Source organism: Paenibacillus xylanexedens, from assembly GCF_007680605.1.
GTDB classification, from domain to species: Bacteria; Bacillota; Bacilli; order Paenibacillales; family Paenibacillaceae; genus Paenibacillus; species Paenibacillus xylanexedens_B.
This window is the reverse complement of record NZ_VEIO01000001.1, coordinates 1032830-1058711: the sequence shown is the minus strand read 5'-3', so window position 1 is coordinate 1058711 and position 25882 is coordinate 1032830. Positions and strand designations below refer to the sequence as shown.

Here is a 25882-nt window from a genome sequence, read left to right as displayed (position 1 = left end):
ACAGTTTCCTCCTCTATGTGTATGTAATCTTGTTGCACCTCTTCTATAATAAATCTGCCATATCAAAATAGCAATCGGACCCCTGCTCACTCCACCGGAGCCTGCCATGTTTAACGCAATGAAATGCGTATCTGTAGAAGGATTGTGTCCTTATACATTCAACTGTCGAGCATTTCCTGCTATGATAAGATAGGTTTTTCATCCAGAAAGGACTGAACAGATTGTTTACCTCGTTTTTCATTACGCTCTACCATGTGTTTCTGCCCATATCCTTGCCCGTCATTGGCGGAATATTGTTAAAACATTTCAAGGACTGGGATACACGGCCGCTTTCGGCATTTTCACTTTATATTTTAAGTCCTGCGCTTATCTTCCATACCCTGCTTCACGCAGAGATTACCTGGACGGATGTTACAAGCACTTTCTGGTTTTCTATCCTCAACCTGATCGCCCTCTGGGCTCTGGCTGAGATCATAAGCAGAATCTTTGGTCTAGGTGCACCTGAAAAAGCAGGACTGACCCTCGTCTCCACATTCACCAACTGTGTGAACTACGGGCTCCCGCTTGTGTTGCTTGCCTTTGGTCAGCTTGGACTGGACAAGGCTTCGGTATATGTCATTGGACAGATGATCATCGTCAACACGGTAGGTATTTTCTTTGCCGCAAGATCCGAATTCACGGTAAAAAACGCGATGCTGTCCGTATTCCGCATGCCTACCATCTACGCAGCTGTGATCGCAGTCATCATGCGGAGCTCGGCCATTTCCCTTCCTGATGCTCTGGATGGGGGCATTTCGATGATGGCTGCCGGTTATTCTCCCATTGTCTTGGCGATCCTGGGCGCACAGATGTTACGACCCAAAGGAGTTACAGCACCTTGGCAACCTAATGTTCGCAAGGCTTTTTGGGCCGGACTTGTTGTCAGGCTGGTTGCAGCACCGATTTTAGCCTGGCTTATACTGAAAGCATTGCAAGTCGAAGGAACATTATTCCCTGTGTTGCTTATCCTCGCCTCAATGCCAACCGCAGTGAACGCTGTTATTTTGGCTGAACAGTTCGGTGCATCTCCGCAATTTGTATCCCGCTGCATTCTGTGGACCACCGCTGTTTCCATGGTCTTTCTGCCAATTATGATTGTGATGTCTTCCTGATCAGCACAGGTGCTGAACTAAGGCCTGAAGCGTTTGCCGCTTGGCGGCGCTTCTCCAGCCGGCGTTCATGCCGCCGATGGAGAGCTCTGACATAGAAGTATTTGACGACAAAGTACGAAATGAATCCCAAAATTAGCCCAAGCACACTCATACCTGCCAGAATATCAAGTCCGCCGAGCAAAAGTTCGCTTACCGCCGACCAGTTTCCATGAAACAGTTCCCTCCATGCGCTCTCATGCATAGGCCCCTGTCCCATACTGTGCGCTGGCAAAATCCATGAACCTATCTGTTTCGCAAGTGGCATAAGAATAATCGGCAGAAATGTAAGCTTGCCCACAACGTTGCCTACAATGGCCGCTGGCATGGAACCACCGGATAAACGAACAATCGGATAGAACACAAGATAAATCAGGGATGCAGTCGAGATCACGATCAGTTCAAGACCGAACCCTATAGCAAATCCGGTAGATACCTTATGAGCACCACCGGGAGCACGTAAAAGTTTGAGAAAATTCAGTTTCATTGCACGAGTCAAACGTGCCATTCGATTGGGTTTGCGCTTCCGGTTTTTCATCCTGAATTTCTCCTTATTTGCACAAATGACGAATCATGTCGTCTACCCACCAATTATATCACACTGCGTCCGCTCCAGTGGTTACAATCACCGGACAGGTTTCCATCGTCACATTGCCAGCTACTGCGCGAGAGATCATGCAGGATGCTTCCGCCTTATGCGCCAGCTTTTCGGCCTTGCTCAGATCGGATTCGGGTGCATCTTGTGGAAGCACGATTCGCGGTCGATGCACAATGCGTTCATACGTAAAAACATTATTGGTCACATCTACCGTTGCCTCCGATTCCAGCGTCAGCTCGTCAGGTGTAATATCTGAACGCTCCAACATGGCCGCAAGGGTAATCAGGTAGCAGGTTGCCGCTGCCCCCAGCAGCATCTCGTCCGGATTCGTTCCTGTACCAGGGCCGCCCATCTCCTGCGGGATCGAAATGACAGTTTTCAAACCTCCCGCATCAATCGTGCCCTCGCTGTTACGTCCGCCATTCCATACCGCCTTTAAGTGAAACGGATGTTTCATTGCTATCGATCCCTTCTATGATAAGTCGAAATAAATACATTTACACAGACACTCCGATGACAGAATAACCTTCCAATCGCTGTTATCCCCAGATTTTTTTGGATTCCCTTTTCCAAAGGGAAAAATCCGGTGATAAAGGCGAAGCGTATGCTTCCGATGTTAGCTTTCTTTTCAGAAAGCTTCTAGCTCCGCTTTTTCAGTTTTTTTCTGTCCTCTCCGTTAACGTGTAAATAAAGAGTTCGACTTATAAATATTCATTCTAATATTGTTACGTCCGTTACGCTTATACACGTATACACGTAATTTGAAGCTCATTTAGAGCGTCAACATGTCCATCCTGCAAAGCCTGATCGGTGATGACCTTCCCAACACTCTCCATGCCAGCTACCCTTGTAAAAGCTTGAAGGTTAAATTTGCTCGAATCGGCTAGCAAAATGACCTCGTCCGCAATATGGATCATTTTCTGCTTCACCAAAGCCTGTAATTCATTCGACTCGCTGATGCCCTTGGTCAGATGTACACCTTTGCAAGACAAAAACACTTTATCCACATGATACGCATCCAGCGAGCGCTCTGCGAGCGGCCCGACAAAGGACAAGGATGTTGAGGCAAGCTGTCCGCCTGTAGCAATGACACGAATCTGTTCTTTCGTACTTAGCTCCGCGGCAACTTTAATCGAATTGGTTAACACCGTCAGCGGAATATTGGGCAGTCCAGTTGCCATATACCACGCGGTAGTGCTTGCATCCAATGCAATCCGGTCACCGGGCTCCACCAGTTTTACTGCTTCGCTTGCAATGCGACGCTTCTCATCGGCATAAGCAACAGCACGCTCGGGATAGGGAATCTCGGTTTGCGACTCATCCTTGTATTTCACACTTACCGCTCCACCATGCGAGCGTCTAAGCCTGCCCGCCTGCTCCAGCTTGTCCAAGTCACGACGAATCGTTTCTTCGGTCACTCCGCAGCGCTCACTGAGTTCGGTGACACGCATGCTTCCATGCGCATCCACCCATTCCACAATTTTTTCATATCGTTCCGCAACGAGCATATTCCTTCACTCCAAACCGTTAATATACCAGTTAATCCTGTTATCCCATCATACCATAGAGCGGTTGGAAGGAGAATTTAACACATCTACAAGAAATGACATTCCTAAACATTCATACATATATGCAAAAAGAGGAGGCTTGCGCCCCCTCCATCCAGTCATTCCGATGAATTATTTATCCTCTGCCATAGGGAACCAACCCGGTGTGTGGATAATCGCATTCCACAATCCATCAGGAATCACCAAACGCTCTTGATCGGATTTCGTCAGAATGGTCTCAATATCCTCTTCACGTCCGCTTTCAATCTTCTCGACCCAGTCTGGCTCGATGATCAGCTCACGTCCAATCGCAAGCAGCGGTACGCCCGTTTCCAGCGCTTCTGCTGCTTCATCGGCGGTATGAATCGATCCAACACCAATTACAGGTACTTTACCCCCAACACGATCCAGGATAAATTCAATTCTGGCTCGTGTATCCTCTTCACCACGTCTTGGCTTCGACCAGAACTCATTCAAGGAAACGTGCAAATAGTCGAGATTTTTATCTTTCAAAGCATCAACCAGTGCATACGTATCCTCCATGGTTAGTCCTGGCGTTTCTGGCTCTTCCGGCGAGAAACGGTAACCCACAATGAATGGAAGTTTAGTATGCTCGGCAACCACACGCTGTACCTCATCTACAACGGCTAATGGGAACGCCAAACGTTTCTCTACGCTACCGCCCCAGCGATCTTCGCGCCGGTTGGAATGTGGAGAGAAAAACTGCTGAATCAGATAACCGTTTGCACCATGAATCTCTACACCATCAAAGCCAGCTTCAATGGCACGGCGAGTCGCTTCACCGAAATCACGAATGACGGAAGTAATCTCTTCATCCGTCATTTCTCTTGGTTCCGGTGAACCTGGACGTTCACTTGCGACTGCACTAGGTGCAACCACTTGGCCCGCAGGAACGGCTTGTTCCGGAGTCAGACGGCCTGCATGGAACATTTGCAGTACGGCAACAGAACCTTGCTGTTTAATCGTTTCAGCCAGACGTTTCAGTCCAGGCACAAAGCCGTCGTCATAAGAGCCAAATTGTGCAGGGAAGCCGATACCGTTAGGCGTAACATGGGTTACCGCTGTAACCGACATGCCAGCCCCACCTGTGCGACGTGCATAATATGCAAGCTCAGCATCGGATACCGTGCCATCCGAATTAGAAGACATATGAGTCATAGGAGCAAGCACGATCCGGTTTTTCAGTGTAATGCCGCTGCTTGGCAGTGAAACTTGTTCAAACATTTTCGAATACTTTGGATTCATTCGTGGTTCCCTCCTGATATTATATCTCTTTAAATAGATATATGGATATATACATTCAACTACTGTAATTATTATAGTTACGTTTCGACTCAATTGCAACTGTTCCTTTTTCCATTCCTTGTCAGCCTGTAACGGAAACGATGACGAATGTAAAAAGGATAGCGTGTCCTCGGACACCCCATCCCGTTTTTTAACCATTTCCAGAGTTCAGAAACTCAGAAACTAAAACACAACTTAGCTACATCTTCAGAAAACCTCAGTACTACCTTAGGCATTCATTATTCAAGTCATTCCTCAGTAACTCCGCACGTAAGCCAGCTTCTGCTCCATCTCTTCCACACATTCATAACAATCATGTTCGTCGTTCGCCACCATCGGCGTGACCGGGTATAGATTCATCTCTGTGCGATTGTATGTTTTAAGCAGCGGCAACAACTGTGTAACTCTGGTATTGGCCGGATCAAGCCAGGTGTTGATCTCATCATCCATGAGAATAGCCGGCATCTTGTTGCCAAACTCACGAGTCGCCAGATTCGCGCCAGCCATGAGCATCGTACAGGTACGGAGCGGTTGCTTGCGGGTATCTTTCCAGATCTCATACAATCCCGCAATGCCAAAAAGTCCGCGATCCGGCATGACAACACGCACGGCATAACGCTTTTTGCCTTCCTGCCGCCAATAATACAACCCATTGCAAGGAATAACACAGCGTTTGGTCTCTACCAACTTATAATACGCGGGGTTTTCATGCACAGTCATTAAGTTGGCATTCACCGCATCCCTCCCCCAGAACGGAATGAATCCCCAACGGAACTCATCCAGCACACGCTCTCCATCCTGATGCAAAATGATCGGTGTATGTTGCGTTGGACTGATATTATAGCGATTTTTATAATAATACATGACCCGTTGTACCTTGAAATGATCCCGAACTTCATCCAGATCAGCCGCAAGTGAAAAACGTTCGCACATCCCTATACACTCCTTTTTCCTAGTCAGGTTGAATGTATTATTTGTGAGTTAAGGGAATTTATGCATACGTTTCCCGGACAGAAAGCGACTTGTTGTGACAACATTCCTTTGCGGCACAGCTTTTTTCCTCTTTTCCACGGCAAAAACAACGACTTGAGACTCATTTCAGGTACACATTTCCTTGTTACTATAATAGAGAAAATATACATTTATTGGAGGTTTTAAGTATGAAAAGGAAGTTTTTAATGAGTCTGATGTTGTTCTCTGCGCTTGCGATGTTTGGCAGCACGATCTATGCAGCAACCTTTTTGAATTACGGCTATCCAAGTTCCACCATTCCAATCCGGACCTACAACTACGCTTCTGCATGGCAGGGTCCAATGGATGCCTCTCTTGCCAACTGGAACAATGCGGGAGCCAAAGTGCAATTCGTTAAAACGAATAATTCTCCGAACACGATCACCGCTGGTAACTTCAATAATACCGCTTATGGTGTCAACTACGCTTCCGTCTCCGGCAATCAGGTTGTCAACTTCCGCATCGAACTCAACGCCTCCACGATTACTGCTGATGCATCCAACCTATCCAATTTTATACAAAGCGTGTTCGTCCATGAACTGGGCCACTCCGTCTGGCTTGGGGACAACCCTACAACGAACAGTCCTTCCATTATGTCTTACACACGTAACCGGAATTCCATGACCAAACCGCAAGCCTTCGATATCAACAATGTCAGATCCAGATACTAATCTTTCGTGCGTCATCATTCCACCAATTTACATTTTATTCCCAAGGAGGATTCCAATCCATGAAAAAGAATCGAGTACTTACCTTGCTCGTCTCGTCCATCTTTATCTTGTCTGTCGTCGGTTGCTCTCCAGTAACTCCGGCCGCATCTCCCCCGGGTACTCCTGTCACAATCATCGCCTCCGAAGATTATCCCACTTATGGCAGTGTAGATGCCTTGTCCCAACGGGCCGATACCATTGTGAAGGGCAATGTCATCCAAACCCGGGTTGAAGCTTTAGATGACAGGGTGTCGCCCGAGTTCCAAGATCAACATAATATGGACGTAACGGGAAGCGCGGCAGATGCACAGGTTTCTTTTGACAAAATCTATACGATCTATACGGTTCAGGTGACTGAATCCTACAAAGGCGGTTACACAGCCGGGGATCGGCTTGAAGTCAAACAGCTTGGCGGACAACTGGGCAACACCGAAATCGTCAACGATGACAGTCTTAAGCTTATGCAAGCCAAGGATTATGTACTTTTTCTCGAAACGTATGAGGACACCCCTGCAAGCCTTCTGAACAGTGTTCAAAGTCTCTATGTGGTCAAACCCGCTTCGAAATCAAACCAAGCCAGCGAGCAATCCCAGTCTGAGGTGATTATCAGCGCAAATCCGGAGAATGATCTGACACTCAGCCTGAGCGAATTGCAACAAATCAAAAACGAACAGTCCAATCCATAACGTATATTTCTTCTTTTTATCAACTTACTTACTTACTTACTTACTTACTTACTTTCTTACTTACTTACTTGCTTGCTTACTTGCTTGCTTACTTGCTTGCTTGATGCCCACCTCAACATGCCGCTCTACATAAAATAAAAAAACGTGTTGCCCTGAATACAGGGTGGCACGTTTTTACGTTATTGCTATGATCAAATCTCTCAATGCAGATGCTAGCGATTGACACACACCGGAAGAGTAAACCAGAAACAGCTGCCTTCTCCCTTCTTACTCTGAACCCCAATTTCTCCTCCGTGCCTTTCCACGATGGATTGAGCGATCGCGAGTCCAAGTCCCGCACCACCACTACTTTTACTACGGGATTTATCAATCCGGTAAAACCGTTCAAAAATACGTGTCTTTTCTTCCGCTTCTATCCCCTCACCTTGATCCATCACCGTAATTTGCAAAAATGATCCCTGCTCTGTTGCAGTAAGCGTGATTGTGCCTCCAGTAGAAGAGTATTGGATGGCATTTTGCAATAAATTGGAAACCACCCGTTTCATCTGTGCAGGCACCATCATGGCAGCTGGCAATTGATCAGGCAACTCAATCTCCACATTCAGCTGTTTCTCGGCAAGATGGAACGAAAAGCTCTCGAGTGTGCTAAGCAACAACTCATCAACATGACTGGGCTCTGGATCAAATGGCTCCCCTTGGGCTTCCAGACTTGATAGATCAAACAAGTCCTGGATCAGCCCTCCCAGCCTCTTCGTTTCAAGGCGAATCGTATTCAGATAACGCTGAAAGGTGGCTTCATCCTTAATGACATCGTCCTCCAGCGCTTCGACAAAGGCCTGAATCGAGGCCAGTGGTGTACGTAAGTCATGAGACACATTCGCTATCAGCTCACGCCTGGCCGATTCGGATTGATGAAGATCGTCAAAACTATCCTTCAGTCTGGAACTCATTTCATTAAATTGCTGTGCCAGCAGTTTGAATTCCTGTGGTCCGATGAGAGGGACTTCCGTATGGAAATCCCCTTCGGCTACCTTCACCGTACGCTCGGCAATACGAGCTATTGATTTTTCCAATGGCTTCGTTAATACATACTGGAGAACAAACGAAAGCAAACCTACTCCGGCCGTTATCCCTGACAGCCAATACAATTGATCGATGGTGAGAAGCATTTTGGAATAACTGACGAACAAACAAATCAGCAGTACACCAATGCCCAGAAGACTGGACGATACCAGATACGTGCGTAGCTTCACGATGTCCCACCTGCAAACTTATAACCTATACCCCAAACCGTTTTAATATATTTCGGGTCTGAAGCATTTTGCTCGATCTTCTCTCGTAATCTTCGAATATGCACGGTTACGGTCGTCGTATCTCCTTCGTAGCTAAAATCCCAGATTTTGCTTAACATCTGACTACGCGAAAATACCTGTCCCGGGTGGCTGGCTAACAGATACAACATTTCAAACTCAGTAACCGTCAAGTCCATCAGCCGTCCGTCAATCTCTACCTCGCGTTTCACAAAATCAATGGTCAGCCCTTCATAACGAATCGTATGTGATGAATGAGTGGCAAGCGACACCTGTGCCGTTCGCACTCTGCGCAATATCGCTTTGACACGCAGAACAAGTTCTCTCGGACTAAACGGCTTGGTCAGATAATCATCTGCTCCCATCGTCAGACCCATCAGTCGATCCTGCTCTTCTCCGCGAGCAGTCAGCATAACAATGGGTACATCCTCGCTTTGCCGAATCTCGTTACAGATTTCCCATCCATTTTTATGTGGCATCATCAGGTCGAGCACAATCAAATCAGGCGTGTGACTGCGCCACAACTCAATCGCCTCCATACCATCCTTAGCTGTCACCACGGAATAACCTTCCCTTTCGAGGTACCTGCGACAAACGTCTGTAATATTACTGTCATCATCGGCAACCATGATACGCTCATTCAATGAACTCACCCCATATTCATAACAAACATCTGGCATCATCATATCACAGGGCAAGGATCATGTTTCAGTGTTATTGATCTGCCTTACTTTCAATTTTTACGTTTACTTCGTTACCTTTACTTCATAGCCTTCATCGGCATCATGTATTTGGAAATGACTATATCCGTTACATATGTGTTGCCCTCATGAATCATGGGCATCGACTTCAAACTAACCTGCATGCCATCTACCATCATTTTGGTAGAACCAACCCACAATTTAATCGTTTTAGCCGCAGGCATCATAGCACCTTCCATCATCATGTCGTCCTTCATCATGTCTTCTTTATTCATTTGGTTGTCTTCCATCATCATGTTATCAGCCATCTTCGTGTCATCTTGCTTCATCATATCATCGTCCATCATCATGTCATTTTTCATTTTCATATCGTCTTTCATAGTCATATTGTCTTTCATCATCGTGTCGTGCATATTGTCCATGTACATTAACGTGACCGAACGGTCTTTGCTGTCCCACATAATGCTGTAACCATACATTTTTGCCGCCTGTCTCAATTGAACAAGTTCCATTCCATCCTTTTTAATCATTTTCATCTCTGCTGGACTTGCGCTTGCTAATCCTGAAAAAGTCATAGACATCATCAACACCGCTGCTGCGATCATTTTTTTGCTTTTGCTTGTTTTCATCATTGTTATCACTCTCCATGGTTTAGTTACTTGCATGGACTACAATAAGGAAAACAACTTACGATTCTCTAATCAAAATATTACGAAACCATTACGATGTACATTTTTGTATCTATCCTCTTATAAAAAACGGTTGAAATCACTCTTCACGAGAGACTTCAACCGTATCATTCGTTGCTAAGTCTTAATTTCTCCTTGCCTCACATTTACTTCACTCGAATAAAATCAGCCATGGATCGAACCTCGACCGCTCCTGGATTCGAAATGACATCTGCTTGCTGTAACCCTTCTCTGGAGGTGAACTTCACCTTTACCGGAAACCCGGGAATCAGATCAAAGAAGTTATCCGAGAAGACCCCTTCAACTTCCGAAGACATCCACACCTGCTTGGCAAGAACGTCACTTTCCAGCACTAGATGTACACCATCCTCATCGGCTCCTCCGCTAACTCTGATGCTCGCAGGCTGAAGCACAAGGTCTTTCGAAGGCACGAAGTAATGCTCCTGCACAATGTCTGTTAATCCCTCTTGACGGAGAGCGAGTCGCAGTAGCGTCGTCGCAGCATCATGCCCTTCGAGCCAGTCTGCATTATGTAAGGACAACAACTTCTCGCCTGAATTGGATGCTACGTTTACTGCAAAAGTCTCTTCCCGGTGCACCATGCCATCGAACCCAATCAATTGAATTTGGAGTTGCCCTTCCACCTTTTTCAATTGATCCGAAATCACATAGATATCGGTAACATCTTCTTTGGTACCGTCCACAGAGACCAATACGTCATTGAAACTACGTTTCGCATAATATTGCAATGCCTTCCAGCGACCAAGATAATCCATCCCCGCCCACGAAGCGACAGGCCAGCAGTCATTCATCTGCCAGTAGAGCGTGCCCATACAGTACGGTTTACGGCGGCGGTGGGCTTCAATTGCCGTTTTCATCGCTTCTGCTTGAAGGACCTGACTCATATACAGGAAGGATGGGAAATCCTTCGGTTCATGCAAATACATATCCATATACTGTTTGATCAGCCGATTACCCGCACCGTTCTTCTGATGTGCAAGCATGACCCCTGACTCCAGCGCCAAGTCCTCTTCCTCGGCATATGTGCGTACCGACTTGTATTCAGGGAACGACTGGAACCCATACTCACTCATAAAACGGCCTACATAAGTATTGTAATTTTCAAAAGGCTCGACATTGTGCCACACGCCCCAATAATGGATGTCTCCTTCCGATGTAGACGGATGGGCGTGCTGTTTTTCATCTCCTGTCAGCGACACCATAGGGGAAGAAGGCCAGTAGTCGATACCAGGTGCATACGCTTCGACCACTTCTGGCAGTAGGTCATGGAAAATGGCTTCATAATCCGCCCAGATGCGTTCGCGCTGTTCGGCGTTGTAATCCTTTTTCCAGCCCCAGCCACCATTTTCAATATAGTGCGCCCAAGCCGAATCAATCTCGTTGTTGCCACACCACAGGACAATACTCGGATGGTTGCGCAGACGTTTCACATTGTCAATCGCTTCATGACGGACACTGTTCAGGAACGCTTCGTCACCCGGATACATGCTGCATGCAAACATAAAATCCTGCCATACCATGATACCGTATTCATCACACAAGTCGTAGAATATATTCTCTTCGTAAAAACCACCGCCCCATACACGTAGCATATTCATGTTGGACTCCGCTGCCGATATGATCTCATGCATGTACCGTTCGCGTGTCACTTCGGTGATAAAGCTATCATTAGGAATGTGGTTGGCTCCTTTAGCGAACACCGCAACTCCGTTCAGTTCAAAATAAAAGGAAGCCCCGGCTTCGTCCGGATCACGCACAAGACGGATGGAACGAAGTCCTGTTTTGACCTCGTACGTTGCGACAGCACGCTCACCTTGAAGTAATTCGGCAGCAAACGTATATCGATACGCTTCACCCAATCCGCGGCTCCACCAAAGCTTTGGATTCTGAATCGAGATCGGGACCTCTACCGTATGGGAACCTGCTTGCAAAGATACGGCCTTCTCCCAGCGCTGACCATCTGCACCTATGCGAATAACGGTATCTATAGGCTGCGAAGTTTGCACCTCTACCACGGCGGTGACTTGTGCCGATGTGGCATTTACTTCATTCTGACGGAGAAATAGATCATTGATTTTCACATCTGTCCATCCCTCAAGCCTAACTTCACGCCAGATGCCACTGGTGACAAAACGCGGACCCCAATCCCAGCCGTAGTGATATGGCGCTTTGCGCGCAAAGATACTGACTCGTTTATCCCCGAGACCGCCCACGTCAGATTGGTCATTGGATGCAGGCAAGGCATATCCCAGCTTCTCCAGCTTCGGTAAATCCTCCTGAATGGGAGAACGGAAATGAATGCGAAGCATGTTTCCCTGTTCCTTCACGAATGCTTTTACATCTGCCTTCCATACTCGAAACATGTTATCCGCGGACAACACATGTGTGTCATTCACATATACATCCGCATACGTATCCAGTCCGTCAAAAACAAGTTCCAGATGTTCCTGCGTGAATAAGGAAGGTTCAATATCGAACGTTGCACGGTACTCCCAGTCCTTCTTGTCGATCCACTGCACTTCCTTTTCATTTGTCCCGTAAAATGGGTCAGGAATCTTACCTAGTCTCAGCAAATCGGTATGTACGCATCCAGGCACCTGAGCCGGCATCCATTCCTGATCTTCACTAGCCTTGAACGTCCAGTTTTCAAATCGTTGCGATAGGTTTGTGCTCATGACAGCCTCCCATGTCGTTAGAGTATCCAACGTATTTTGTTAGGTTTTGTTATTATATTAACAAACAATTCACAAAACAAAATTAACATGTTAGTCGTATAATAGTCAATGCATTTGGCCAATTACATTTTTTCAATTATCATTCCATCCACAAAAAAGACATAGAGATATACTTCTCCATGTCTTTTCATATCTTTTCATGTCTCTTCCTTCCCTTTTGTTTCCATCCTCCTAAGAAGGCCGGCAAACTCCAAACTGTACCGCGCTAGGCTCGTAACGAATGGTACTCTTCCCGCATAATGATGTCCGCATGAATAAGCTTACGCTCATATGGAACCTCGGGATTACTGATACGCCATAGTAGCTGATCTACAGCACGGGCTCCGAGATGTTCCTTATGAATATGTGCCGTAGCCATAATAGGATCATCTGCCCTTGTATTATCGAATCCTGTTACCGCGCACTGTTCAGGTACTTGAACGTCACGACTTCGCAAAGCCTCAATGATAATAAATGCCGTGTGGTCATTCGCGCAGACGATCACCTCTGGAATCTCTTGAAGCTTGAGCTCTCTAATCGTCTGTTGCATCTCCGCATACTCCTGCACGAGCAGCCCCGCATGTTGTTCTGCCTGCAGTTGCATTTCTTCAAGTCCCATCCGGTACCCGAGCCACCTTTCCCTGAAACTAACCGCATCAGGTAGCTGTCCAGCAAACTGGAACCGCTTATATCCCTTCGCCGCGAGCATAAGAACTAACTCTTTCATGCCTTTCACATTGTCAGTAAATACAGTATCGGTATGTATTGCCGAATCCTCGTGATCCACCATAACGAGCGGAATGCGCAAGCGATATATTTCGAGCAGCACCGGCGTTGAGATCGTACCTACCGTAATGACACCCCGAATGGCGTCAGGATTAAGAACCGAAAACATATGGTCGGAAGATGGTTCCGTCAGTGTCAAAATATCCATACCCTGCTCATTCAAACGCGCCGAAATCCCGTCGAATACAGGCCCCCAATACAAAGAAGAACGATTTTGAGAGCGTATATTCGGAAACAAAATCAATATCGTACCTTTGTTTTTCTTCCCCGCTTTGCTGCCGGATACTGTATGAGAATCGACTGCATTATATTTTGGCTCTATTTTAAAATAACCCAGTTGCCCCGCGGTTCTGACAATCATCTCGCGTGTGTGCTCGCTAACCCCCGGCTTCCCCGTCAGTGCACGGGAAACTGCGAACTTGGATACTCCTGCAGCATCTGCGATCTGTTGCATGGTCACTCTTTTGCCCATCTTGCTCACCCGATTTTCCTGATTTTTCATCCAGTGTAGCACAAAACCCCGAATGAACAAAACATGTTTTGTTCATTCGGGGTTTGTTAGGTTAGATCGGAGCAAGACGGAATAACTGGAACAGATTAACCTGTAACTTCGTTTATCTTTCGTATATCTACGTTTATATATAGGTAATTGTCTTCAACTAAATATATCTAGATGGACAAACAGATTCACTTCACATTATAATGCCGGGCGCTTTCTGCGTCTGAACACAGGTTGTTGCAGTTTGATCTCCGTAATTAATACGCCAGCCAGCATCAACGCCGCTCCGCAGTATCCTTGCAATGTAAGAGATTCTCCCTGAAAAATAAAAGCAAACGCTGCGGCAAACAGTGGCTCCAGCGAAAAGATCAGGCTCGTTCTCGTAGGTGAAGCATGGCGTTGGGCAAAAGTTTGCAAAATATAACCAAGCCCACTGCATAATACTCCAAGTCCAAGGATCGATGCCCATGATTCCGGTGTATCTGGTAACTGCGGTGTTTCGAACAAAAATGTCGCTACAGTTCCCAACAAAGCCGCTACACCAAGTTGAACGATTCCGAGTGTAAGCGGATCATGATTCGGTGTATATTTACCTGCAATCATAATATAAACGGCATAAAGCAATGCCGCCAGAATACATAACAAATCCCCGAGATGCAGGCTCATTTCATGTTGAAGCGTTAATAGTCCAAGCCCTGCTACTGCGACCACAATACTGACACCTAGACGTTTGTCCGGCAATCGCCGGCGTAAGACTGTCGTTAATATTGGCACAAAAATGACGGCCAAACTGATCAAAAACCCCGCCTGAGAAGCTGTCGTTCGCTGTACCCCATAGGTAATGAATACAAACGCAGCAAATAACGCTGTACCCAGCACGCCTCCAGCAAGCAACGTACCACGATCTACACTTCTCAAACGGCGGTGAAAGAGTAGCCCTGCCGCTACAAAGGCGATTCCAAATCGCAAAGCAATCAAATTCAGTTCCTGCATGGATGCTAGTCCCGATTTCATAAACAGATAAGAAGAACCCCATATAACGGTTGCAAGCAGCATCTGCACGTCTGCTCTTCGTGATGCTTGAATCTGCTTTCCTTGTACCCCATTCATCTAACTTCTACCTTCATTCTTCTATAATAGTCTGAGCTACGTTGGTTATATGTACTAAACTAACTCGCCTTGGCAAGTATAAACGATCTCTTTGCATTATGAAAATGAATATTTATAATAGTTATTATGAAATAAACTCATGTATATAATTGTGGTTAAACCTGAAAGGGAGTTAATATATATGTCACTGATTAAATACGAAATTCTAAACACGGTAGTTGAATATGGCAGTCTGACCAAAGCATCCGAGGCCCTGAATATTACACAATCCGCCGTCAGCCACGCCATTGCCAGCCTGGAAAGCGAATATGGTTTCTCCTTGCTGCATCGCAGTCGCTCGGGTGTCCGGGTCACCGCGGAAGGCGAGCGTATTCTCGGTTATACTCGTGAAATCATCCGCTGGGCCGAACTGATGAACCAGGAAATCTCCCTGATTCGCGGTGCCGAGATTGGCACCGTACGAATCGGGACATTTGCCAGTGTATCCACACAATGGCTTCCGGGTATTCTCAAGCAGTTCAGGCTTCGCCACCCCGGAATAGAGATTAAGCTGTGGGAGGGTGACTATGCCGAGATTGAAAATTGGCTTACCAGCGGTGCCATAGACCTTGGTTTCTTGTCTCTCGGCGACTCGTCGCCATTTGAAACGATCACATTGCAAAAAGACAGGATCATGTGCATCCTGCCTCTGGATCATGCTCTGGCTTCAGAGAAGTCGATATCTTTTGAAGTTTTGCTAGAGCAACCTTTCATTCTTCCCAAATGGGGCGGCGACAACGAAATTGAACGTTTGATTCGTCAGCATGCTGCCAAGTTAAATGTTGTGTACGAGGTTGCCGAGGATCAGGCTATAATGGCCATGGTACGTAACGGACTCGGCATCAGTCTGCTTCCCGAGATGGTGCTGCAAAATCATACGGAATCACTCGCGCTTGTGCCACTTGAGGGTGATCCTTACCGAATGATAGGTTTGGCTTGTGCTTCTCTTCGCAATCTGTCGCCAGCTGCACGCCGTTTTATCGAACATGTCCAGCAATGGCTCATTTCAGATCGAGAAGTTTAGGTTAGCATGATGCAACCCAATTGATGGCTTAACGACGATTATACCTTACTCCCAGACCCGATCTAACTGATCTGCATAATAGCCTATCGCCCGGCTGTAGTCCTTTATTCGCTGATCTCCAGATGTATCCGCGAGCTGAATGAGCAGCCGCTGCATCGCTTCTGCGTGTTCACCTAAATTATAGAGTACCATCGCATAGAACACTTCGAATTCCCGGTGCTCCGGAAATTCCGATATCCCTGCCAGTAGCCATGTTTGGGCCTGCTCGTATTGTCCGAGCGTACGATAAGTACTCCCGAGTCCGAGAATAGCACCAGCCCGGTCTTCTGCTGATAGTTCCAGTTGCAATGCTTTTTCATAATAAGGCACAGCCTCACGTTCCAGGCCAAGTGAATCATGTGCCCAGGCGAGTTGATACCAGCCTTCCCCGAGCTGCGGCTCCAGCTCCGTAATTCGGTGCAGAAGCTCTATGGCCTCCCGCACTTTGCCTTCCTGTCGCAGGCAGATCGCTTGTTGCAAATCATTCATGTTGTTGTCACATCCAATAACAAATAATATAGTTCCTGAGCATAACTCTTTTTATTACTTACATTTACTAACCATAACTTAACGCATAACAAAAAGCACACTTTCGAAAAACGGGACAACCAGGGTTGTCCCTCTTTCATTCAAAAGGTGCGTTCAGAAGAGCATGAGTGCCCTCCTATGATTCTGTTCAAGACCACGTGGTGTTCGCAACCATTACAATAAATATGAGCATGAGATAATTGACCGAGATCAAAAAGTTAACCTTCGCCCACTTCTCATCATCCTGTGTTTTCAATCCGCCAAGTGTATGTACAAACCAGATGATGCTGCTAATCAGAGATACAATCAGAAATACCAACCCAACGTAATCAAAATAATACAGCAAAAACACAGCAGGAATCAGCAGGAAGACATAAGGAATCATCTGCAGCTTGGTGCGTTTAACGCCTTTGACCACCGGTAAGAGCGGGAATCCCGCAGCACGATACTCTTCCACACGGCGAATACCCAGCGACCAGAAATGTGGAGGCTGCCACAAAAATAACAGTGCAAACAACAGCCAGGCTCCTGCATCGATTTCATTCGTTACGGCGGTATACCCAATGACAGGTGGCATTGCCCCTGCAATTCCGCCCAGCGATGTGCTCCATGTCGATGTTCGTTTTAGCCACATCGTATAGATCACAATATATGCAAACCAACCGAGTAAAGCCATCCAGCCGGATAACGGATTCACCAGTAGAAACAATATCGCTAAACCAGCGACTCCGAGCACCAAGCCGTAACCAAGAACAAATCCTGGTTTCAGATGATTAATGTAATCCATTCTTTTTTTCGTTCGTTCCATCTTTTGATCCAGCTCACGGTCCCAATAGTTGTTGATGACACAAGCCGAAGCAATGACAAGCGTTGAACCAATCACGACCATAAGCAGAGATATCCATGCGATATCCCATTGTGAAGCGACCCAGAAACCGACGGCAACCGCAAATACATTCAGCCTTAACAGTCCGGGCTTGGTTAATGCAATCATGTCTTTAAGCATCAGAAGCCTCCTGAATGATGTAAAAACGCCATTCCTATAATGATACATGTACCACCAATGAATTACAATCGCTTTCAAGCATTTGTCATACCAAAAAGCATTCTTCACCGCCGAATGGAGCGGAAAGAATGCCTTATGTTCAAATCTTTTTCTTTTTTTATTTCCCTGATCATGCTCTAATTATGGTTTATCCCTATTAACTATCAAGGGATATACTGTTGTACAATTTTAATGACCTTTCCATCTTGAATCGTCAGATGATATGGAAACACGGACAGATCCATAATCCGTTTATCCCCATACAGCGATTCAAACTTGGACAAGCTCACTGGCTCATTCCACTGAATTTCTGCTCCTTGAACCGTTCCATCACGGTCATAGAGTTGCATGAGCACGTTGGCGTCAGCTTTGACCTCAACTTGTTCCTGCTCTTTATTATCATTAACAATATAGTAACCGTCAGGTGCTTCGTCCATGCCTGCATCCGGATTTCGTTGTTTGAAAATGGTGTTTGCTTCCTCACCCTGGTACCAGCCTATTTTATCTACAGTCAGCATTAATTTACCGTCTTCCACACGCATTCCGTCAATATAAGCTGTATATACTTCAGAATTGGTCAATTGGGCCTTATTAGCAGAAGGTGACTGAACATCAGTACGCTCCTCTGCATTTGCAGGGGTAAGCAAATATGTAGTCAGCACGATGATGCCAAGTAAAGCCACTGCTGCACCGATCATCCGATATCTCCATTGTTTCGCCGCGTTCTTCATGCCAGCATCTCTCCTTATTTCATAAGTCTCTTTAATCATTAAACGAAAGCTCTTCTTCTCAAACGGACACGCCAAACATTAACGATTCGTTTATGTTGTACTCATCATACGTCATAGCACTTTCTGAAAAGTATCAGCCAGATTAAAAATAGTTACAATTCACGTCATCACTACTGAGCTCGTCCACCGCTTTAGATGGAGAAACCCCAAATCAGCTACATTTGGGGTTTCTGCTGCATCTATATTAATCTATGCTTGTACGGTCCATTTATGCCTGAACTTCTTTTAATGACTTGTTCTGGTGTCTTGCGCCAAACGAACCAGCATATGAGCCAGCATATGGCGTTCCTCTTCTTTACCAACATTCCAGAGTTCCTGTAATAGCTTCTCTTCCCGGTTGCGAGGTTCTTCGTTAGCCGCCAGATGATCTGCTACCTTTTGTGCAATTTTAGCCATTTGTTCTTCACTTAAACCGATGGATTCGCCCATGGCAATCCGTTTACCGAGGTATTCCTTGAATGCATCAAAATTTTGTAAAATCTGATCTCTTTCCTCCGGTGCAATCTTTTCAATTGCGTTGTCTACCTGATCTGTCGAAACCTGTCCGTCTTTGTGGATCACATGATTTTGTTCATTCATGCTTATTACCTCCTTCAGTTTAATTGCATCATTCATTTTGTAACTTGTGTTCAGCTTGCAATAAGCTTCACAACCTTGGGTCTTTTATAATATAAACGTCTCGCTGAAGTTTAATCAGCCGTTTCAAAAATCGTAGTTGGGTTAAACGTTTTACATATACATGTAGATGTTTGGTTATGTTAGTAAACATTGATAACTACCGAGTTTAAGGAGGCAATCTCATGAATGACAAGTCTAAACATGACAAAACAAACGATGAACTCAAGCCAGGCGTAAATACCGTTATTGAACCAGACAAGAGAAATCCGGGACCTACGGACATGATTGAAGGCGTCGTCGGAGACATTGTAGACAACATTCGCAAAGACTTTTCCCATAAAGGACATGATCATTCTTCCAATAAAAATGCAACCGATGAACCGGGTAAATAAGCATTAGTACTCCGATATTCTTGAGAGTAGATCATGCTTGTGCTTGTCACTTTCCTCAAAAGAAACGCACGAAAACAAGTCCTCCTAAGCCAACAGGAAAAGAGAGGACTTGTTTTTTTATGATTTTTTTATAAAATGCTCATTATCCCTTAGCCATCTTCTGTAACGCTTTGTGAATCCATATGGCCGCGATCGCGCCTTCGCCCATAGCCACAGTCGCTTGTTCGGCATGTATACCAAGATCTCCAGCAATCCAGACGTGAGGGGCTGCCTGCATACTGCGCGGATTCGCCTCTACATGTTTATTGTTCGCAATGACGGCTCCAAGCTGCTCAGCGAGCTCATAGTGTACCCGGTTCCCGCCAAACGCGATAAATCCACGTTCTGATTCGAAAATCTGACCATCTTCGGTTAAAACACCTGTAATGTGACCGTCCTCCATCTGCTGTACTTCCTGTACCGCCGCTTCGAGATAACGGACTCCTGCTTGTTTCATTTGACGATGAAGGTCAGCAGAGATTTCGGTCTGTTCGTGGTTAATATATAAAAGATCATCCGTACGTTCAATCAATGTCATGGCCATATTCGCTCCAGCTTCGCCAGCCCCCAGCAGGATCGTTCGTTTCCCTTGAATCTCATAACCATCACAGTCAGGACATATATACACGGTTCTGCCGAGTGTAGACTTCAGTCCCGGAATATCAGGTATTCGATCCGATAGCCCGGTTGCCAGCAGCACTGTTTTGGCCTGATACAGAGTTCCAGAAGCCCCTTTAAGCCTGATCTTGTCCTCAGGCACACGCATGGCTTCTACAATTCGATCCTTTTCAAACAAAACGCCTGTCTGCTCAGCTTGCATTCTGCCAAGGGCCCGTAATTCCTTGCCCGACACCCCATCCGGATAGCCGAGAATGTTATGATAGGTTCGGCATAACGTTGATCTGCCCTCCCCAGCATCGACTACCAGTACTTGATGCGCTGAATAACGTCCCAGCTGAATGGCTGCCTGAAGCCCTGCAATCCCTCCGCCCACAATAATACAATCCATCTCTCGCATGTTATTCCCTCCTGAATATCCAGTACTCTCTCTTTTTAAAAATATATTTTCACATGGTGATTCTTGTCCTTCTATACATTAAACCGTACAAACAGGCTTAAACGGCCCGACTTATTCCATAGCTTAAACCAAAAATAAAAGACCCAAACCTCCGGTTTCAAACGAAAGGTTTAGGTCTTCAAGTATTAGAACTGATACGATTCGAATCGCATAGCATTGGTAATGGCATTCCACACATCCGCAGTTTCGCCGCCCATATACCAGTAAGCCAGTCCCGCAATGTTTCGCTCACCACTCATCAGCACTTTGGCAGACAAGGAGCGGCTGTCTTCCGCCCAGATCGCTCGTGTTACCGAGTTAGACGTGTAGTTAATCATATACTGTTTCAGTTGCGTATCCCAGTTCCTTAGCGAACCTGATACCGATGCACGAATTCCTTGCTCTCCCAGTGTAATGTCCCAGGAAGCTGTTGCAGGATTCACGGTGGACCAATCCCTCGTATATAGTGGAAGCGCCAAAATAGTCTTGGTACGCTCCACCTCCGAGAGCATCTTTGTCAATGCTCGATCTACCCAGGGAAGCGAAGCGACGGAACCGGGCTTGGGGTCACCGTTCCAATGCTCTTCATAACTCATAAGTACCATATAATCCGAGATCGCCCCCAGCTTGACGTAGTCAAAGGCTGCCGTCCAATCTGAACCGAGATTGGGAGATACATCAACCGATACCACAGCGCCAAGAGCGTGCAAGGATTTCGTTAACGAAGTCACAAACGCGGTAAAACCTTCGCGATCGACAGGATCTACATTTTCAAAATCCACATTAATACCGCCGAGTTTATATTTTTTCACATAAGCACTCACTTGATTGACAACCGCTTCCCGGTTGACCGAACTGGACAACATCTGATGTGTCATCTCTTTATTGGAACGGTTACCCAGCATGGGCCATAGTGCTCTTCCCGTAGCAGATGCCCAAGAGATCAATGTTGCATTGGCGTGATCCGAAACGTCCATATCTTGATTCAGGAAAAACCAGCGTGGAACCACCGTGTTGACAGGCGACCGCTCCACTTGTTTTATAAATGCTGCTGTCGATGAATTGTACTGCCATCCCAGTTGAATCCCATGATCCTGCTTCCGCTGAATTTGTGTAGCCCATGTGTTATTTTGCAAGATAGCATCCAGCATCACTGCTGCCTCTTCACGTGTGACTTGGTCAGCAGGCCGGAACATGCCGCTACTTCCGCGCATTAATCCAAGTTGATGCACCTTCTGTACATATGGAAGAGCCCAGCTTGAGATGTCCGCTGCGTCTGCATATGTATTGTATATACTATCGCTTGCCACGGGGCGCTGTTTCAGCATACGAACAAGCAAAGCAGCTGCCTCTTCACGTGTAATGGAAGCGTTCGGCTGAAACTGGTTCTGCCCTTTACCCTCAAGAATCGATAGATTGGTCATCGCAGCTACGTTACCGTAATACCAGGCGTTCGCAGAAATATCTGCAAAAGGTTTAATATTGTTTGAAACTGGCTCTAGTCCGAGCAAGCGAACCGCAAATGATGCAAATTCAGCACGTGTAACCGCTTTTTTCGGTTCAAACGTGTGCTCCGTTGTTCCTGCTACAATCCCTTTTTGCACCAGTCGCGCAATGGCTTCTTTTGCGAAGCTTTTGCTTGTATCCTGAAAGGTAAACTGCTCGCTCACCGCCCCGTTAACGATACTTCCGTTACCAACCACTGAACCGAATAAAATGACGCCGCTTAACACGATCTTCCATACGGGATGAAAGGTTTGAAAGGCTACTCTATTATCATTTACTATTTTCACATCAAAAAGCCTCACTTCAATAGATTACGATCTTCATTATCGTATCAAATTGAAGCGAGGCCGTATGTGGTTAAATATTGGTAATGTTGGAGTATTACTTGTGTACTTTGACGAGCTCTTCCTTATTTGTGTACTTTAACGCGCTCTTCGATCGGTTGGAACTCTTTCTCGCCTGGTGTTGCGGTTGGTTTACCAAACGGCATCTGAGCGATCAGTCTCCAGTGCTCCGGAATATTCCATTCTTGCTTCACTTTCTCATCAATCAACGGATTGTAGTGTTGCAGGGATGCTCCCAGTCCTTCTTGCTCCAGTGCAGTCCAGATGACCAGTTGCAACATACCGTTCGATTGGTTAGACCAGATCGGGAAGTTGTCTGCGTACGCAGCAAAGTTCTGTTGAAGCTGCGCTACCACATTGTTATCTTCGAAAAACAGAACCGTACCGTAGCCACTACGGAAACCTGCCATTTTCTCAGCTGTGGATTGGAATGCCTCTTCATTGCCCACAACTTCACGCAAAATTTCTTCCGTGTGATTCCATAGTTTATCATGCTGTTCACCAAGCAATACGACTGCCCGGGAAGTCTGTGAGTTAAATGCAGTTGGTGTATACTTTACCGCTTCTTCGACGATTTCCTGAATTTTAGCATCCGAGATTGTGGATTCCTTACTGATTCCATAATAAGATCTTCTGTTCTTCAACGCATCAAAAAAAGTAGACATGCATATACGCCTCCTAAGTCATTTGTAGTTCATTGCCAATAAGGTAACTATATTATAGTAACATACATTAGTCAATAAACTATTTTATTTTCATGGAAATTTAATCTCTCCTGCGATAGTCTGCCCGATACTTCTCTTCTGTAGACGAATTACTTTTCGTTTGATCCTTATTTTTTTCTTCCTGTGCTTTCATATTCAGATCTTGCATCGGAATCGGGTCTACGGTTTGTTCTTGCTCGTATCGATCCAGCATGCTTTCGTGTTCCGTCTTATGTTGCTCCGGGTGGTCTGGCATATTAACCCGTTTGCCATTTTCCCGTTGTCGCGCCGGTGTTTGCTTCTCCATTCGCTTTTCGCCTCCTGTAATCGTCTTTTTCTCGTTACCTTTCTTTACCTGTTCATTTGGCATTCTAAACATCTGCGTTACGTGAAGGGTGCAGACCCTTGATCGCGATTTGCTCATGGTTATGAAAATAAAGCTAAAGAAGCCGACCTAATTTCCGCGGGTCGGCTTCTACATAAGTTGAACTAAAGATATTACACAGTCCACTCCGATGACAGAATAACCTTCCAATCGCTGTTATCCCCAGATTTTTTGGATTTCCTTCTCCAAAGGGGAAAATCCGGTGATAAAGGCGAACGCTTCGCTTTTCCAGGTTTTTTCTGTCCTCTTCGTTAACGTGTAAAAGAATAGTTCAACTTATATACATGACATACTATTATTCTTCTTTTACGCTAACAGCGCTAAACTTCGTTTTAAAGTCCCTATCGTCCCTACAACTGCCGATGCAACTGACTTCGATACAGATCGGGTGAGCAGCCCACGCTTTGTTTAAAAATCCGGCTGAAATGAGACAGCCTTTTAAAACCAGACAATCGACTGGCCTCCGTCACACTCATCTCCGGCTGAAACTGAAACAACAGCTTCGCCTGATTAATACGCCGATCATATAAGTACTTAAATATGGTCAGTCCCGTCATCTCTTTGAACATACCTGCCAAATACGGCTTGGACAGATGTAGTTCCTGAGCCAGATCATCCAGACCGATGTCATGCATATAATTTGTATCCACATATCGGATGATATGCTGGACATGTCTTTCTTTTTCCGACGAAGAACGCTGTTCTTGCACATGTCCCTGACAGATCTCTGCCACACAATATAACAGATCACAGACCCGGATATGCATACGCTCCTGCCTGAATCTGGACGAGTGAGAAGATAACTGGTGCAGATTTAGCAGCAGTGCTTCAAACTCGGTGCGGATCTCACCGGTAAGGTTCACCCGGCAATTGCCCAGCTCATCGAACGGCTTCAGTACGTCATGGATGCGTTCGGGGTGCAGACTTTTACGAATGGCAGAAGGGTCGAAATGAAGCGTAGTCCGAACATAGGGTTTACCGACTTTGGGATGCGGCCGATGCAAGGTCAGTCCATGCATTAACACCAGATCCCCCGGCTCCAGAGCATATACCCGATCTCCAATAATATAAGTGCATTCCCCTTCATGAAAATAATAAATCTCATAGTGTGGATGCGAATGGAAGCCGTCCGAATTACCCGGATCGAACTGACTCGTGGCTCTATAGGTATACGCCAGTGGAGCATTAAATTGCATCATGCTTGGCACATCATCACCTCCTGTGCAAAAAGAAAGCGGGATACCACTTCATGCCTGGTTGCCCCGCTAATGTTCACTTGAATTTATAACAATTCTCGGATACTTGCTTTGATCTCGTCCATGGAATCCACCGGTTCGAAGCGCCGAACAACTTGACCTTCTGCATTAATCAGGAATTTCGTGAAATTCCATTTGATTGCATCGCCGTGCAGCCACTCTGGTGCTTTGTCTGACACCATCAGCTTGAGCAGTTTGGCCTGAATGTCGCTCTCGTCAAAGCCGGCAAACGGACCTGACTTTTTCAAAAAGTCATACAGCGGATGCGCTTGCTCTCCATTCACATCCAGTTTCGCAAACATCGGGAACTTCACCCCGTAGTTGATCTGACAGAAAGACTCGGCTTCCGCACTGCTACCCGGTTCCTGCTCCGCAAACTGATTGCATGGGAATCCGATGACCTGCAAACCCTGATCCTTGTACTCATCATATAATTTCTGAATGTCGTCAAATTGATGCGTATATTTACATTTGCTTGCCGTGTTCACAATCAGTACAGGCTTTCCTTCGTATTGAAAGAGCGGGAAACGCTCTCCACTCGTTCTCGTCACAGTGAAATCATAGATCGTTGGCATAAGTCGAAGTGCACCTCGCAATAGTATGTAGTTACTTGTTTTGTAGAGTCATCTCTCATTATATACGAAGTCACCCAGGTTGTATTGAGAAAGGTAGAGAGTCATCCATTTACTCCAAAATTTTTATGCTAATCACATACTTTGAACGGGGTTAAGATTGCAAAGCCACATAAATATCGATCTCGTTATCGGCACTTTCCGGCTGGTAACGTTCGTCCCAGATTTCGAAATCATAACACTCAGGTATGTGTCCAGCATATTCTAACCACTGTCCATAGATGTAGTCATAAGTATCACCTATGTCAGATTCTAGTCCTCTGTGCGTACATGTAACGTATGAACGAGCTGGCACATGATGAATAATCATTCCAGGCGGCGCACCCTCCGGCTCGTTTACTTCATAGCACAATACATGTGTGAATGGATGCACTTTGGCATTAAAGTCCTCATGGGACGGGTAAAGTTGCATCAAGAGAACCCGATCATTTTTCCGATGCTTAATCCCGTCTCTCTTCTCTATTAACTTATCATAATGGCTCTGTCTTAATCCTGCTTCAAACTCTTCCACCGTAGCTTCAATGCGATAACCTGCAACGTAAAATGCATCCAATGTAACGATCTTTGTTTCCATCTTCTTCTCCCCCAATGAACCAATAGAATACAAAC

General features: G+C 45.9%; 27 protein-coding genes. 5 read left to right on the top strand and 22 right to left on the bottom strand.

Features of this window, described 5'->3' with window-relative positions; translation table 11 throughout:
* The first annotated feature begins 221 nt into the window (after positions 1-221).
* Entirely contained in the window at positions 222-1151 is a 930-nt protein-coding gene (locus FS818_RS04935) for an AEC family transporter (protein WP_145330136.1), read from the top strand.
* Here FS818_RS04935 and FS818_RS04930 read toward each other — a convergent pair.
* The 5 genes from FS818_RS04930 to FS818_RS04910 form a co-directional block, all read right to left on the bottom strand.
* A complete protein-coding gene (locus FS818_RS04930) occupies positions 1129-1725 on the bottom strand; it encodes a DUF2062 domain-containing protein (protein WP_145330134.1) in 597 nt (198 codons plus the stop codon). The two genes, FS818_RS04935 and FS818_RS04930, sit on opposite strands and share 23 nt — an antisense overlap.
* A gap of 58 nt (positions 1726-1783) precedes the next feature.
* Entirely contained in the window at positions 1784-2242 is a 459-nt protein-coding gene (locus FS818_RS04925) for an OsmC family protein (RefSeq protein WP_145330132.1), read from the bottom strand.
* Positions 2243-2525: 283 nt separating this feature from the next.
* On the bottom strand, positions 2526-3293 hold the full coding sequence (locus FS818_RS04920) for a DeoR/GlpR family DNA-binding transcription regulator (RefSeq protein ID WP_145330130.1): 768 nt from the start codon (positions 3291-3293) through the stop codon (positions 2526-2528).
* Positions 3294-3464: 171 nt separating this feature from the next.
* Positions 3465-4598 (bottom strand): NADH-dependent flavin oxidoreductase, encoded by a 1134-nt coding sequence (locus FS818_RS04915; RefSeq protein ID WP_145330129.1) that lies wholly within the window; start codon positions 4596-4598, stop codon positions 3465-3467.
* 294 nt (positions 4599-4892) lie between these two features.
* The gene (locus tag FS818_RS04910) at positions 4893-5570 is read right to left on the bottom strand and encodes an SOS response-associated peptidase (RefSeq protein ID WP_090920826.1); all 678 of its coding nucleotides are present in this window, start codon (positions 5568-5570) and stop codon (positions 4893-4895) included.
* A gap of 227 nt (positions 5571-5797) precedes the next feature.
* Between FS818_RS04910 and FS818_RS04905 the strand changes: the two genes are divergently transcribed.
* Together FS818_RS04905 and FS818_RS04900 are read left to right on the top strand one after the other, a co-directional pair.
* On the top strand, positions 5798-6319 hold the full coding sequence (locus FS818_RS04905; RefSeq protein WP_145330127.1) for a zinc metalloprotease: 522 nt from the start codon (positions 5798-5800) through the stop codon (positions 6317-6319).
* 59 nt (positions 6320-6378) lie between these two features.
* On the top strand, positions 6379-7044 hold the full coding sequence (locus FS818_RS04900; RefSeq protein WP_145330125.1) for a hypothetical protein: 666 nt from the start codon (positions 6379-6381) through the stop codon (positions 7042-7044).
* Between the two features lie 212 nt (positions 7045-7256).
* Here the strand turns inward: FS818_RS04900 and FS818_RS04895 are convergent, their stop codons facing one another.
* The 6 genes from FS818_RS04895 to FS818_RS04870 all read right to left on the bottom strand — a co-directional run bounded on the left by FS818_RS04895 (position 7257) and on the right by FS818_RS04870 (position 14874).
* Entirely contained in the window at positions 7257-8297 is a 1041-nt protein-coding gene (locus tag FS818_RS04895) for a sensor histidine kinase (protein ID WP_145330123.1), read from the bottom strand.
* Positions 8294-8998: a response regulator transcription factor gene (locus FS818_RS04890; protein WP_145330121.1), complete on the bottom strand. Its 705-nt coding sequence runs from the start codon at positions 8996-8998 to the stop codon at positions 8294-8296. Before FS818_RS04890 ends, FS818_RS04895 begins: the two co-directional genes overlap by 4 nt.
* 116 nt (positions 8999-9114) lie before the next feature.
* Positions 9115-9684 carry a hypothetical protein gene (locus FS818_RS04885; protein WP_145330119.1) on the bottom strand — a complete coding sequence of 190 codons (570 nt, stop codon included), beginning with the start codon at positions 9682-9684 and terminating at the stop codon, positions 9115-9117.
* Between the two features lie 206 nt (positions 9685-9890).
* The gene (locus FS818_RS04880; RefSeq protein WP_145330117.1) at positions 9891-12440 is read right to left on the bottom strand and encodes a beta-mannosidase; all 2550 of its coding nucleotides are present in this window, start codon (positions 12438-12440) and stop codon (positions 9891-9893) included.
* A 265-nt stretch (positions 12441-12705) separates the two neighbouring features.
* Complete coding sequence (locus tag FS818_RS04875; RefSeq protein WP_397351713.1) at positions 12706-13767, bottom strand: LacI family DNA-binding transcriptional regulator; 1062 nt, start codon at positions 13765-13767, stop codon at positions 12706-12708.
* 195 nt (positions 13768-13962) lie between these two features.
* Positions 13963-14874: a DMT family transporter gene (locus FS818_RS04870; RefSeq protein WP_186375408.1), complete on the bottom strand. Its 912-nt coding sequence runs from the start codon at positions 14872-14874 to the stop codon at positions 13963-13965.
* Between the two features lie 181 nt (positions 14875-15055).
* Here FS818_RS04870 and FS818_RS04865 point away from each other — a divergent pair, with 181 nt between their 5' ends.
* Entirely contained in the window at positions 15056-15937 is an 882-nt protein-coding gene (locus FS818_RS04865; RefSeq protein ID WP_145330115.1) for a LysR family transcriptional regulator, read from the top strand.
* A gap of 45 nt (positions 15938-15982) precedes the next feature.
* On the opposite strand, the gene FS818_RS04860 is transcribed toward FS818_RS04865, so the two are convergent.
* The 4 genes from FS818_RS04860 to FS818_RS04845 form a co-directional block, all read right to left on the bottom strand.
* A complete protein-coding gene (locus FS818_RS04860; RefSeq protein ID WP_145330113.1) occupies positions 15983-16465 on the bottom strand; it encodes a tetratricopeptide repeat protein in 483 nt (160 codons plus the stop codon).
* A gap of 187 nt (positions 16466-16652) precedes the next feature.
* Entirely contained in the window at positions 16653-17510 is an 858-nt protein-coding gene (cyoE, locus tag FS818_RS04855; RefSeq protein WP_145330111.1) for a heme o synthase, read from the bottom strand.
* A 203-nt stretch (positions 17511-17713) separates the two neighbouring features.
* On the bottom strand, positions 17714-18280 hold the full coding sequence (locus FS818_RS04850; protein ID WP_145330109.1) for a hypothetical protein: 567 nt from the start codon (positions 18278-18280) through the stop codon (positions 17714-17716).
* A 285-nt stretch (positions 18281-18565) separates the two neighbouring features.
* The gene (locus FS818_RS04845; RefSeq protein ID WP_145330107.1) at positions 18566-18919 is read right to left on the bottom strand and encodes a DUF3243 domain-containing protein; all 354 of its coding nucleotides are present in this window, start codon (positions 18917-18919) and stop codon (positions 18566-18568) included.
* A 221-nt stretch (positions 18920-19140) separates the two neighbouring features.
* On the opposite strand from FS818_RS04845, the gene FS818_RS04840 reads away from it, so the two are divergent.
* Entirely contained in the window at positions 19141-19350 is a 210-nt protein-coding gene (locus FS818_RS04840) for a hypothetical protein (protein ID WP_145330105.1), read from the top strand.
* 142 nt (positions 19351-19492) lie between these two features.
* Here FS818_RS04840 and FS818_RS04835 read toward each other — a convergent pair whose 3' ends face one another.
* The 7 genes from FS818_RS04835 to FS818_RS04805 all read right to left on the bottom strand — a co-directional run bounded on the left by FS818_RS04835 (position 19493) and on the right by FS818_RS04805 (position 25847).
* Positions 19493-20407: an NAD(P)/FAD-dependent oxidoreductase gene (locus FS818_RS04835; protein ID WP_145330104.1), complete on the bottom strand. Its 915-nt coding sequence runs from the start codon at positions 20405-20407 to the stop codon at positions 19493-19495.
* Positions 20408-20592: 185 nt separating this feature from the next.
* Positions 20593-22239, bottom strand: a complete 1647-nt coding sequence (locus tag FS818_RS04830; RefSeq protein ID WP_260989782.1) for an S-layer homology domain-containing protein — start codon at positions 22237-22239, stop codon at positions 20593-20595.
* Positions 22240-22361: 122 nt separating this feature from the next.
* Positions 22362-22961, bottom strand: coding sequence for a nitroreductase family protein (locus tag FS818_RS04825; protein WP_090920855.1), 600 nt, complete (start codon positions 22959-22961; stop codon positions 22362-22364).
* Positions 22962-23061: 100 nt separating this feature from the next.
* A complete protein-coding gene (locus tag FS818_RS04820) occupies positions 23062-23307 on the bottom strand; it encodes a hypothetical protein (protein ID WP_145330101.1) in 246 nt (81 codons plus the stop codon).
* A 428-nt stretch (positions 23308-23735) separates the two neighbouring features.
* A complete protein-coding gene (locus FS818_RS04815; RefSeq protein ID WP_260989860.1) occupies positions 23736-24584 on the bottom strand; it encodes an AraC family transcriptional regulator in 849 nt (282 codons plus the stop codon).
* Between the two features lie 83 nt (positions 24585-24667).
* Positions 24668-25216, bottom strand: coding sequence for a glutathione peroxidase (locus tag FS818_RS04810; protein WP_145330098.1), 549 nt, complete (start codon positions 25214-25216; stop codon positions 24668-24670).
* Between the two features lie 151 nt (positions 25217-25367).
* Complete coding sequence (locus tag FS818_RS04805) at positions 25368-25847, bottom strand: GyrI-like domain-containing protein (RefSeq protein ID WP_145330096.1); 480 nt, start codon at positions 25845-25847, stop codon at positions 25368-25370.
* Positions 25848-25882 lie beyond the last annotated feature (35 nt).

Coding starts and splice junctions, on each gene's coding strand:
- FS818_RS04930 (WP_145330134.1), bottom strand. CDS start 1,725: ATGAAAAACCGGAAGCGCAAACCCAATCGAATGGCACGTTTGACTCGT.
- FS818_RS04925 (WP_145330132.1), bottom strand. CDS start 2,242: ATGAAACATCCGTTTCACTTAAAGGCGGTATGGAATGGCGGACGTAAC.
- FS818_RS04920 (WP_145330130.1), bottom strand. CDS start 3,293: ATGCTCGTTGCGGAACGATATGAAAAAATTGTGGAATGGGTGGATGCG.
- FS818_RS04915 (WP_145330129.1), bottom strand. CDS start 4,598: ATGAATCCAAAGTATTCGAAAATGTTTGAACAAGTTTCACTGCCAAGC.
- FS818_RS04910 (WP_090920826.1), bottom strand. CDS start 5,570: ATGTGCGAACGTTTTTCACTTGCGGCTGATCTGGATGAAGTTCGGGAT.
- FS818_RS04905 (WP_145330127.1), top strand. CDS start 5,798: ATGAAAAGGAAGTTTTTAATGAGTCTGATGTTGTTCTCTGCGCTTGCG.
- FS818_RS04900 (WP_145330125.1), top strand. CDS start 6,379: ATGAAAAAGAATCGAGTACTTACCTTGCTCGTCTCGTCCATCTTTATC.
- FS818_RS04885 (WP_145330119.1), bottom strand. CDS start 9,684: ATGAAAACAAGCAAAAGCAAAAAAATGATCGCAGCAGCGGTGTTGATG.
- FS818_RS04880 (WP_145330117.1), bottom strand. CDS start 12,440: ATGAGCACAAACCTATCGCAACGATTTGAAAACTGGACGTTCAAGGCT.
- FS818_RS04875 (WP_397351713.1), bottom strand. CDS start 13,767: ATGAAAAATCAGGAAAATCGGGTGAGCAAGATGGGCAAAAGAGTGACC.
- FS818_RS04870 (WP_186375408.1), bottom strand. CDS start 14,874: ATGAATGGGGTACAAGGAAAGCAGATTCAAGCATCACGAAGAGCAGAC.
- FS818_RS04865 (WP_145330115.1), top strand. CDS start 15,056: ATGTCACTGATTAAATACGAAATTCTAAACACGGTAGTTGAATATGGC.
- FS818_RS04860 (WP_145330113.1), bottom strand. CDS start 16,465: ATGAATGATTTGCAACAAGCGATCTGCCTGCGACAGGAAGGCAAAGTG.
- cyoE (WP_145330111.1), bottom strand. CDS start 17,510: ATGCTTAAAGACATGATTGCATTAACCAAGCCCGGACTGTTAAGGCTG.
- FS818_RS04850 (WP_145330109.1), bottom strand. CDS start 18,280: ATGAAGAACGCGGCGAAACAATGGAGATATCGGATGATCGGTGCAGCA.
- FS818_RS04845 (WP_145330107.1), bottom strand. CDS start 18,919: ATGAATGAACAAAATCATGTGATCCACAAAGACGGACAGGTTTCGACA.
- FS818_RS04840 (WP_145330105.1), top strand. CDS start 19,141: ATGAATGACAAGTCTAAACATGACAAAACAAACGATGAACTCAAGCCA.
- FS818_RS04835 (WP_145330104.1), bottom strand. CDS start 20,407: ATGCGAGAGATGGATTGTATTATTGTGGGCGGAGGGATTGCAGGGCTT.
- FS818_RS04825 (WP_090920855.1), bottom strand. CDS start 22,961: ATGTCTACTTTTTTTGATGCGTTGAAGAACAGAAGATCTTATTATGGA.
- FS818_RS04820 (WP_145330101.1), bottom strand. CDS start 23,307: ATGGAGAAGCAAACACCGGCGCGACAACGGGAAAATGGCAAACGGGTT.
- FS818_RS04815 (WP_260989860.1), bottom strand. CDS start 24,584: ATGATGCAATTTAATGCTCCACTGGCGTATACCTATAGAGCCACGAGT.
- FS818_RS04810 (WP_145330098.1), bottom strand. CDS start 25,216: ATGCCAACGATCTATGATTTCACTGTGACGAGAACGAGTGGAGAGCGT.
- FS818_RS04805 (WP_145330096.1), bottom strand. CDS start 25,847: ATGGAAACAAAGATCGTTACATTGGATGCATTTTACGTTGCAGGTTAT.